Annotated in this window: 2 protein-coding genes; one reads left to right on the forward strand and one right to left on the reverse strand. The window is 52.8% G+C overall.

All coding sequences use genetic code 11. From position 1 onward, the window contains the following. Positions 1–510: 510 nt before the first annotated feature. A complete protein-coding gene (locus H043_RS0128050) occupies positions 511–888 on the forward strand; it encodes a hypothetical protein (RefSeq protein WP_027614581.1) in 378 nt (125 codons plus the stop codon). Positions 889–1,014: 126 nt separating this feature from the next. On the opposite strand, the gene H043_RS30555 is transcribed toward H043_RS0128050, so the two are convergent. Next, positions 1,015–1,216, reverse strand: a 202-nt coding sequence (locus H043_RS30555) for a hypothetical protein (RefSeq protein ID WP_177325679.1), incomplete at its 5' end; no start/stop codon positions are given.

The following is a 1,216-nucleotide window of genomic DNA, read 5'->3' on the forward strand; positions in this document are numbered from 1 at the left end:
GGGAGCTGGCTTGCCAGCGATGGCGGCCTCCCAGCCAACCAACCTCCCACCTGAATGCACGCATTCCAACTGTGGGAGCGAGCCTGCTCGCGAAAACGGCCTGCCAGACAAAATCAAAACAACAGAGCAAACCCCGCAAATAAACATCACCCCGCAACCACGTTTAAAGTACACGAACCGTTACGCCATAACGGCTACAACGCCTTGCGCCGTTACCTACGCGTACGCCAGAATCCGCCGGCTTACACGGCTATGGGTCGGGCTATATCGTTTCCCTGTCACTGAAAATCAGTGATCGGGTTTGGTAGCCCGTCTTGAATTGTCGTTCTTGCGACACCTCCAAATGCTGCCTCTTATTGAGGACGGCTTTGTATGGTGGTCATGCGTGGGGCTCATTCGTGAGCGCCGGGTTTTGCCAATTCGACCGGTCTACCAACCCGCGCATGGCCGCCACCCATCGTTTGGTAGCGAGGGGTGAAGGTTCCCATTTTTCAAATTGGAGCTTCATCTATGTTCAAAGCCACACCCAACCCCCCAGACGTCGACCCGATCCCGTACGACCCGGCCCTCGACCCGCAGAAGATAAAAGCCGCGACCGACCGTGCCATCAACTTCTACCTCAACCCCGGCGCCCTGAAGATCTCGATCCCTTTAACCTCGTCATGCAAGGCGAACAGAATCTTCCTCATCGACCCCACCGTGGACGAAGAAACGTTGCTCGTCGAAGCCTGCGAATCATTAGCCGCCGCCAGCGACATGGCCCGTGATATCGGCGACACCGTCGACCACTCGCAACGCCGGGCCATGCTGATGCTGCATCAGGTGATCATGCTCAGTGAACTGATGGTCAACCGGGTACTGGACGGTGGTGATTCAGGCGCTGGATAATGATGTGCCATAGCAATAGGTGCCAGGGGACGAATTAATGAATCCGTCATATGGCACCTCAGTATGACCACTCCTCCCATGAGCTGCGGAACGCTGAATTATTTCTGTTGTATTGAATTTTTTTGGTCAGCCGTATAGCTCGAATTTATCAAAATACAAGTGTTGCCCCAAAACTCCACGAATTTCCATGGATGCAATTCCTTCATTTGAGAAAGAAAGTTGCTGCTGAGGACCATCGATAGCATTAAAGCTCTTTGATCCTAGTTTTCTTCCGTTGCTATCAAAGTAATCAGATTGAGCACTTGCATTTGGAGATTGGTTTATGGCG

Origin of the sequence: Pseudomonas sp. URIL14HWK12:I6 (genome assembly GCF_000514195.1) — a bacterium.
In the GTDB taxonomy this organism is placed as follows: domain Bacteria; phylum Pseudomonadota; class Gammaproteobacteria; order Pseudomonadales; family Pseudomonadaceae; genus Aquipseudomonas; species Aquipseudomonas putida_A.